Annotated in this window: 2 protein-coding genes; both read left to right on the top strand. The window is 53.1% G+C overall.

Annotated elements, in window-relative coordinates; genetic code table 11:
• Window positions 1–463: 463 nt before the first annotated feature.
• On the top strand, window positions 464–586 hold the full coding sequence (locus QJQ48_RS25750; RefSeq protein ID WP_346294114.1) for a hypothetical protein: 123 nt from the start codon (window positions 464–466) through the stop codon (window positions 584–586).
• A gap of 925 nt (window positions 587–1,511) precedes the next feature.
• The gene (locus QJQ48_RS25745) at window positions 1,512–8,867 is read left to right on the top strand and encodes a SpvB/TcaC N-terminal domain-containing protein (RefSeq protein ID WP_346294113.1); all 7,356 of its coding nucleotides are present in this window, start codon (window positions 1,512–1,514) and stop codon (window positions 8,865–8,867) included.
• Window positions 8,868–8,974 lie beyond the last annotated feature (107 nt).

Below are 8,974 nucleotides of genomic sequence, written 5' to 3'. Positions count from 1 at the left end.
AAAACGTTGCTGGCACTGCGATCGCTGTGTTGTCTATACGCTTGTGCGTTGCCATGCTGTTGTTCTATACGCTGTAATGCGATCGCTTTTATACTTGCAAGCCCTCTTCTGTATTTGCTTTATTTCGTAAAAGCGTTGCTGTATAAGCGTTTTAGCGTCTTTACTTGCGCGATCGCTTCTTGCCTCTGCGTTGAAATACGCATAAAGATGTATGTATGCATTCAACTTGTTTACTTTAAGCGTATATTTTGAGTGTACATTCAGCGTGTACATATTGTGCCTTTCACTTGCATAGGAGACAGAACGCGGGTGCTATCCTATCGGCTTCTTTTCGGATGCGATCGCGCTAAGCTCAAGGAGAGCTTACAAGCATTCTTAGTGTGCTGCAGAACCCTGGGGCCATCCCTTCTTCGGACTCTGTGTCGAGCCCACAAAAGCGATTGCTGGCTGCTCTTACTCTACTTTGTATCAGTTCTTGGGCGATCGCGTTATTGACTTGGAAACTATCATTCACGCGATCGCTGGTGGTGAGGAACTGTTGTTGTTTCTCAGGAGCTTGGAAAACTCGAACTTTCTAGAAGCTTAGCATAGGCTGTTTCGTAGCATGATAGGCAAGAAAACTCCTCTCTGCCTCTATGAACACAGATAGCTCTGTCTCTGACAGCGTCATCGATCAAATGATCGACCTGCGATTGCAACTCGCTCAACTCGAACACAAAATTGATACCCTCATGCCCGCTTTCGTTGATGCCTGCGCAACTCAAGAGCTTACTCAGTTCAGACATGAACATGAAATCATTTGGCGTCGGCTTACGCCCGGCAGCCTCCTAATCTACCACTCCTGAGTTTTTGCAATAGAACCAAATTTCCTCCTCGCATTCACGTTTCGCTGCTTCACTCTATAGCTTCACCTAAAGTGAGAAAGAACCGAACAACCGAAGTATTTCCAGTCTTCGTGTTGAAGTGGAACACCACATGGTGGCGTCAAACGCTGCCAAATTCTGAGGCAACCCTTTCGCAATTGGCTTGACCACTACGTCGATGACGTGATGGAGACTGCCTGCGGCTTGCATAACTTCTGCCTAACACACCGAGCAAAGTCAGGTCATCTAATAGGTCAAGCGGCTTGACCCCGAACGGTGAGAGGATATGGTGACTTCAACCGATTCCTTTCTTATTTTCGATAAAGTCTAATGTGTCAGCTAGTGGCTTGATCAGAATTTTTGTGACATATGGGCTTTTCAATAAACAAGAACAAAGGTAGCAAACAATACCGACTACAAATCAAAGCTTAAGACAAGCCACAGTGAAGCTCGTAACAATTTCAATACACAACTCAACAAGTAGCAATTGTCGGAGTTAGCAATCTAAGGTAACACATATATACGTAATTTTACGTATACAGCATAAACAAATAGATACTGGATTTCGCCGAGAAAATTGGCTAAGAAGGTAATACTTAAATCTCCTTAAGAGCTTTCTTGTATAAGACTTTTTCCTGAGGTGTCTCCATGAGCAACAAATCAGGAACCTCAAATCAAATTATTTCACTTCCTCAAGGGGGTGGAGCGCTGCATGGCATTGGTGAGACCTTTTCGCCAAATCTGCATTTGGGTACAGGTAACTTTACTGTACCGATCGCGCTTCCCCCTGGTCGTAACAGTTTGCAGCCCCAGCTAGGCCTGGTCTATAGCACCGGCAATGGTAATGGGCCCTTCGGGTTGGGTTGGGGGTTGAGTATCCCTGGGGTGATGCGCAAAACCGCTAAAGGGCTGCCGCGGTATCGCGATCGCTCCGATAACCCCGCCGATCGAGATACCTTTGTTCTGTCAGGTGCAGAAGATCTGGTGCCGGTTGAGCAGGACTCAGGGTTGACCCGTTACCAGCCCCGCACGGAAGGGCTGTTTGCTCGCATTGAGCATCACTACGGTAACAGGAACAACTACTGGCAGGTTTTCAGCAAAGATGGTCTGGTGAGCTTCTACGGCACGCCTCGCCCCGAAAATAGCTTAGAAACCTGGCAAGATCCAGCCGTTATTGCTGACCCAGCGGATCCAGCCAAAGTTTATACCTGGAATCTATCGCGTACTGTCGATCCCTTTGGCAACAGCATTCTCTACGAGTACGAGCGAGATTTAGCGGAGAGCGAGACGAGGTCTTGGAATCAGCTCTATCTGAAACAAATTCAGTATGCAGACTATGGGGACCCCACCAACTCTAACTTCTTAGCCAGGGTCAAGTTTCACTATGGCGATCGCCCTGATCCGTTTTCCGAATATCGAGCCGGGTTTGAAATCCGCACACGTTGGCGGTGTACCTATATTCAGGTTCTGACTCAGCCAAATGAGGAGATTCTGACCCGCACTTATCATTGGGTGTATCTGGATCAGCGCACCGACCTGGACAATCTAGATCAGTTATTACCGCTGAATAACCTATCGTTACTGAGCCAGGTTAAAGTCGTCGGCCATGATGCCGATGCTACTGAAGCACTGCCCCCGCTGGAGTTTGGTTACAGTCGATTTGGGGCCGAAGGTCGCAATTTCTTCCCGTTAGAAGGTCAAGACCTACCGGCGAGGTCGCTGGGTAATCCTGAAATCGAGCTAGCTGACCTGTTTGGTAATGGGTTGCCCGACATTTTGGAGATGAACGGCACCGTGCGCTACTGGCGCAATTTGGGCAACGGCCAATTTGCGTTGCCCCAGGAGATGAAGACCGCTCCAGCAGGATTGCAGTTGGGCGATCCGGGGGTGCAGCTGATTGATGCCGATGGGGATGGGTGCATTGACCTGATGGTGCACCAAGAAGGGCTGTCAGGTTACTTTCCCCTACGGTATGGGGGACTTTGGGATCGAAAGTCCTTTAAGCGCTACGATATTGCCCCCAGTTTTGCCTTCGGCGATCCGGATGTGCAGCTGATGGACCTGAATGGAGATGGCATCACGGATGCCATCCGCTCCGGCAGTAGGCTGGAGTGCTTTGAAAACCATCCCGAGAAGGGCTGGCACCAGCACTACATCGGGCAGGTTGCCAACAGTAAAACCTTCAGCTTTGCCGACCCTCGCATTCGCTGGGGCGACATGAGCGGCGATGGTCTGCAGGATATTGTCCGCATCCACGACGGCAATCTGGAGTACTGGCCCAACCTGGGCTATGGTCGCTGGGGTAGGCGGATACAAATGCGCAACAGTCCCCGCTTCCGCTACGGCTACGACCCGCGCCGGATTTTGATTGGTGACATCGACGGAGACGGGGCAGACGACCTGATATACGTTGATGACAAGAAGGTGATTTTGTGGCTGAACCAGAGCGGCAACGGCTGGAGCGACCCGATCGAGATTAAGGGCACGCCGCCGATGTCAGATCTGGACTCGGTGCGACTGGTGGATCTCCTGGGCACCGGGTTGGGCGGCATTCTGTGGAGTGCCGATGCTAACGGTCTATCCCGCAACAACCTGTTCTTTTTGGATCTCACGGGCGGGGTAAAGCCCTATCTGCTGCACCAGATGGATAACCACATGGGAGCAGTGACACGGGTACGCTACGCTCCCTCGACGAAGTTTTATCTAGAGGACCAGAAACGTCCGGAAACCCGCTGGCAAACGCCATTGCCCATGCCTGTGCTGGTAGTAGATCGCGTCGAGATAATTGACCAAATTTCCGGTGGCAAGTTGACAACAGAGTACACCTATCACCACGGCTACTGGGACGGGGCAGAGCGAGAGTTTCGCGGTTTTGGCCGGGTAGAGCAGCTGGATACCGAGGTGTTTGAGGACTACAACGCTGTCGGATTACACGGAGAATCGCAAGATTTTGAACATCTAGAGGAAGAGAAAGAAAAGTACTTCTCACCGCCCCTTTTAACTAAATCCTGGTTCCACCAGGGACCCGTGGGCGATGAATTTGGGGAATGGGAAGAGTTGGACTACAGCCATGAGTACTGGGATGGCGACCCGCAGGTGCTGAATCGTCCTCCTGAGATGAAGGCATTTATCTGGGGGCTCGACAGGCGACGGGTGAAGCGGGATGCCCTGCGGACTCTGCGGGGACGAGTCTTGCGGACGGAACTCTATGCCCTGGATGGTACTGAGCGACAGGGACGCCCTTACACGGTAACGGAAGCCAGTTATGGGGTGAGGGAAGAGTCGCCGCCTAATGTAGGCGATCGCACCCGGCAGCATATCTTTTTATCCTTTCCCTTGGCACAGCGCACGACTCAGTGGGAGCGTGGCGAAGAGCCGATGACCCAGTTCAGCTTTTCGGAAGACTATGACGAGTATGGGCAACCCCGGAAACAGATAGCCATTGCCTGTGCCCGAGGCTGGCAACACTGGGACGATACCCGCGATGACTATCTGGCGACTTACGCTGAAAGCAGCTTTGCCCAGCGGGATGACGCCCAGGTTTACATCGTCGATCGCGCCGCCAAAGCCAGCAGCTACGAGCTGAAGCTAACCGAGCAGCCAATGACGGTGGCTGAGCTGAAGCAGGCAGCCCTAGCTGGGACGGTGCCGCGAGAGCTAATCGGCCAATCTCTCAGCTACTACGACGGCCCAGCATTCGAGGGCTTGCCCCTGGGTGAAATTGGCAACTATGGCGCACCTGCGCGGTCTGAGACGCTGGTGCTGACTGAAGCAAATCTGCTGGCAGCTCATGGTGAAGAGCAGATGCCGCCCTATTTGGTACCGGATGGGGCACCAGCCTGGACGGATGAGTATCCCCCGTCTTTTCGGGAGCAGATGCTGCCCCTGGCAGGCTATACCTTCTACCCCGGAGACGAGACTCATGCCCGAGGCTATTGGGTGACGGCCACCCGACAGCAGTATGACTTCCAGACGGATGATCTTCAGCCCAGGGGGCTGTTGAAAGTCACTCGCGATCCCCTCGGTCGAGACACTCAGATCGAGTACGACACCTACGACCTGCTGCCGATTCGGGTGACGAACCCAATTGGACTAACCACGGAAGCGGAGCACGACTACCGGGTAATGCAGCCCCACCGGATAACTGACCTAAACGGCAACCGCAGTGCAATCACCTTTACGGCTCTGGGGCTACCGGCGACTACGGCGGTGATGGGCAAGGCCGGAGAAGCCGAGGGCGATACGCTTGATGTGCCCGGTTCCTGGTTGGAGTACGACTTCTTTGCGTTTGAGGAAAACGGGCAGCCCATTTGGGTACGAACCATTCAGCGGGAGCACCACGTCAATGAAGCAGACGCCCCCCCGACAGAACAAGACCATACCCTTGAAGCGATTGAATACTCCGATGGCTTTGGGCGACTGCTGCAGACTCGTACCCAGTCGGAGGATGAGCGGCTTGGCGATGTTTACTTTGGCAACGGCACCCTGCCTGCCGACCAAACCGATGAGGCTGGGACCAAAGCCGATGTCGTAGGACGACGGCGCACTGCTGATGACCCGGTGAATGTCGTCGTCAGCGGCTGGCAGATCTACGACAACAAGGGGCGTGTGGTGGAGCAGTATGAGCCCTTCTACTCCGAGGGGTGGGATTATCAACAGCCCGGTGATGAGGAAATGGGGCAGAAGATGGAGATGTACTACGACCCGCGCGGTCAGGTGATTCTCACCATTAATCCGGATGGCTCGCGACAGCGGGTGATCTACGGGGTGCCGGAGAATATGGACAATCCCAACGAGTTTCGTCCGACTCCCTGGGAGGTATATACCTACGATGCCAATGATCTGGCTCCGCTGAGTCAGCAGCGACAGCCGGATGGCTCACTGATACTGCTCGCGGACAGGGCTCCAGCCAACCATCACTACACCCCGGCCAGTATTGAAATCGATGCTCTGGGGCGCACAACTAAGGCCACCGAGCGCAGTGGAGCCGATCCGGCGACTGACTCGTACATTACCCGCTCCACCTACGATATTCGCGGCAATTTGCTGACGGTGACCGATGCCCTGGGGCGAGAGGCATTTCGCTACTTCTATGACCTGGCAAATCAGCCCCTGCGGACGGAAAACATCGACGCAGGCGTGCAGCGGACAGTGCTGGATGCGGTGGGCAAACCCCTGGAGCAGCGGGACAGTAAGAGAGCGCTGATTCTACAGAGCTATGACCAGATGGATAGGCTCAGTCGCCTATGGGCCAGGGACGGAGCCGAGCAGTCGCTGACCCTGCGAGGCCAGATGGAGTATGGCGACGGCGGCACCTCTGATCAACCGGATGCAGACCGGGCAGCGGCGCGGGAGCTAAACCGGCTGGGGCAACTGGTGTTGCAGCATGACGAGGCCGGACGGCTCTCCTTTGAGGAGTTCGACTTTAAGGGCAATCTGCTGAGCAAAACGCGGCGGGTGATTGCCGATGCGGCCATCCTACAGGCGTTTGAGAATGGGGCGGCGAATAACTGGGAGATCCAGGCGTTTCGGGTGGACTGGGAGCAGGGCGATAGCCTGCTAGAGGACCAGGAACATGTCACCACCATGGCCTACGACGCTCTTAACCGGGTGAAAGTAATGCAGTATCCGGCAGATGCCGAAGGCACGCGGCAGGAACTGCGACCCCAGTACAACCGAGCGGGAGCTTTGGAAAGCGTGCGGCTGGACGGGACGACCTATGTGGAGCGGATTGTCTACAACGCTAAGGGACAGCGGACGCTGATTACCTACGGTAATGGGGTGATGACCCGCTATGCCTATGATCCGAAAACCTTCCGGCTCAAGCGGATGTATATCGGGGACTACAACCAACCTGAGGAACTCACCTATCGACCCACGGGCGCTCCGCTCCAGGACTTCGCCTACAGCTACGACCTGGTGGGCAACATTACTCGCATTCAAGACCGAGCGGTGGGCAGCGGCGTGAAGACGGAACCGCTGGGCGATCACGCCCTGGATCGGCAATTTACCTACGACCCGCTGTATCGGCTGCTGTCGGCAACGGGACGGGAGTGTCAGGATATCCCCAGACCCCGCCCCTGGGCGGATGAGCCCCGCTGCGGAGCCGGGTTCTTCAATCGGCAGGGCACGCCGGTTTGGGACAATGCGCCGGAACTGACGACGCTGTACCAGGAGACCTACGCCTACGACCCGGCGGGGAACATGACCCGGCTACAGCACCAGCAGGCGGTACAGCGCAACGGCGGCACCGAGTGGGAAACCACCTGGTCGCGTAACTTTGGCATGGATGGCTACACCCCGGAAGCCTGGGCGCAAATCTGGCCGCAGCAGTTGAATGGGCAGTGGCTGAACCCGCCGGGCAATAAGCTCACCCATGTGGCAGACCGACGGGCTGGGGTGCCCTCACCGCCGACGGTGCAGCAGAGCCATTTCTTTGATATCAACGGCAATTTAATTCGCGAGAACAGCGCCCGCCATTTTGAGTGGGACCACAGCGACCAGCTGCGGGTGTTCCGCACGCAGACGGCGGGGGCAGAACCGACGGTGTATGCCTACTACCTGTATGACGCCACGGGGCAAAGGGTGAAGAAGCTGGTGCGGAAGGGGGCGAACCAGTATGAGGTGACGGTGTATATCGACGGGGTGTTTGAGCTGCATCGGCAGGTGCAAGGCAGCACCACGCGAGAGAACACGACGCTGCATGTGATGGATGACCAGTCGCGGATTGCGCTGGTGCAGGTGGGGGAATCGTTCCCCGATGACAGTACGCCAGCGGTGAAGTACCACCTGGGCGACCATTTGGGCAGCAGCCATCTGGTGGTGGACGCCAGTGGCAATCTGGTGAACCGGGAAGAGTTTACGCCCTATGGGGAGACGAGCTTTGGCAGCTTTGGGCGAAAGCGGTATCGGTATACGGGGAAAGAGCGGGATGAAGAGAGTGGGTTGAATTATCACGGAGCAAGGTATTATGCGCCGTGGTTGGTGAGGTGGATTAGTTGCGATCCAATCGGATCTACAGATGGCTACAATTTGTATGTTTCTAACCGAAACAACCCCATAATGTTGATAGACCTTAAAGGTACGAACTCACAAAAAACTGAGAAAGTTAAAATTGAATTAAGCAATACAGCCAAAACGATAGCTTCTTTAGAAACAGAATTGGACAACTTACAAGAAGCGATCAGGGATTTGCCTGACGAACTTGAAGACTTAGACAAAGAAATTAATCAAATTTTTAATGACATTAATTCTTTGCAATCAGAACATCCAAGCTTTGAAAAGAAAAATAAGAAATTCCAGAAAAAGTTGCGGAATAGGGTAAACAAGTTCAAAAAAATCAAAACAGAGCTTGAAGGTGCTTATGATGCCTTGCCTCGCGTTAAAGAGAATTTAAGTAAGGCAGAAAAAAGGATACTTGGTTTGCGTCAGAAAGGAATAAACTTGGGTTTATCAGATACGGAAATACAATCTGCAGAGGCTGAGGGTCGCAGCGCAAGTGTTTTAGAGCAAGAAAAAAAGAAAAAAAGTAATCCGAGTGGTGGCGGTAGCGGTGGCAGTAACAAACTACAAATATTCGATGCATTGGAACCATTGGATTGGGCTTTTGATGCTAACTGGATTCTTTCTTCTCCTACAACCGAAGAAGGTGTTCGAAGAACAGCAAGTGTTGCCGGAAGTTACTTGGGTGGTGCAATCGGCGGTGCAATTGGTTTCTTTCTAGGTGGTGGTCCTGCAGGTGCAGGTGCAGGTTTCATTGGAGGGAGTTATATAGGAGAAAAGCTGGTTTATCATGCCGACTCGGTTTTTGAATTTCTTGGGGGCAAAATTCAGGGCTTCACAAAAGCCATTACAGGATCTATTGATGTGGAAATGACAATACGAAGAAAAATGGAAACCTTACCTTCCTTGCCAAGATGGATCGACCAGATTGATCCATTGCCTAAAAAAACAATTTTTGAGACTGACCGAAAAAATGGAAACCCAATTATCTTCAGATTCTAAATTTTGAGTACTTGAGGAAAAGAGCAATAAACCATAAAAATTCGATAACTAAACCCACCCCTTTGTCTATAAGGAAAGATGGTGACTTTTTGAATTTTTACTTCGGA

This window comes from Sphaerothrix gracilis Ecp01 (assembly GCF_030405905.1).
GTDB classification, from domain to species: domain Bacteria; phylum Cyanobacteriota; class Cyanobacteriia; order Phormidesmidales; family Phormidesmidaceae; genus Sphaerothrix; species Sphaerothrix gracilis.
The sequence above is the reverse complement of the archived record's forward strand: the minus strand, read 5'-3'. Positions and strand labels throughout refer to the sequence as shown.

What these genes read in the sequence shown, in the direction of transcription:
- QJQ48_RS25745 (WP_346294113.1), top strand. Translation starts at nt 1,512, where the DNA reads ATGAGCAACAAATCAGGAACCTCAAATCAAATTATTTCACTTCCTCAA.